The sequence below is a fragment of the Actinoallomurus acaciae genome, from assembly GCF_042429965.1.
Taxonomy (GTDB): domain Bacteria; phylum Actinomycetota; class Actinomycetes; order Streptosporangiales; family Streptosporangiaceae; genus Actinoallomurus; species Actinoallomurus acaciae.
The window spans coordinates 1-645 of the sequence record NZ_JBHLZP010001253.1 but is presented as its reverse complement, the minus strand read 5'-3'; the positions used below and the strand labels follow the sequence as shown (position 1 = coordinate 645).

At 77.1% G+C, this 645-nt stretch carries 1 protein-coding gene; it reads right to left on the bottom strand.

Features of this window, described 5'->3' with window-relative positions:
• On the bottom strand, positions 1-645 hold a 645-nt coding region (locus ACFFNX_RS51930; RefSeq protein ID WP_378213888.1), incomplete at both ends, for a type VII secretion protein EccB.

The window sequence follows — 645 nt, the reverse complement described above, 5'->3', positions numbered from 1 at the left end:
GAGGTCGTCACCCGGCCGCCCTGCGGTACCGAGCGCACGCACGGCATCCGGCCGGCGGTCGCGGCGTCCAGGGTCGGCGGCGCCGCCGGAAGCTGCGACTCCCACGCCGGAGCCGACAGCACCGTGGAGGCGGCCACCGCCGCGGGACTGAGGTCGCGGGTGCCGGCCGTACCACCGGGATAGGCCTTGGCGGTCGCGGGGGCGGCGAGGGCGAGTGCCGCGGCCGTCTGCGTCATCGGCTGCAGCCCGCCGCTCGTCAGCAGGTAGAGACTCCGGCCATCGCCCGCGCCGTGGACGGCGAACACCTCTCCGACCTTGGTCGGGTGCCCGTCGAGAGCGGGCCCGCTCCGGCCGATGCCGGAGACCGGGGGCGGCGGGAGGTCCGGCCCTGCCGGCAACGTGTTGACCCACGCGTCGCGTACGCCGATCGCGGCGTCATCGGGGAAGCCGAGCGCGCGGGTCACCCACGGCGCCGTCACGCGCAGCCGCCGGCCGCCGGTCACCAGGTACGTGGTGCCGTCGGTGATGCGGACGAGCACCGCCTGCCCCGGGCCGAGTGGCCGCCCCAGGTCCGCCGCCGTGACGACGCCGATCGTCAGCGACAGCGCGGGCTTGGCGCCGGTGGACGTCGCGCAGGCGAACCAG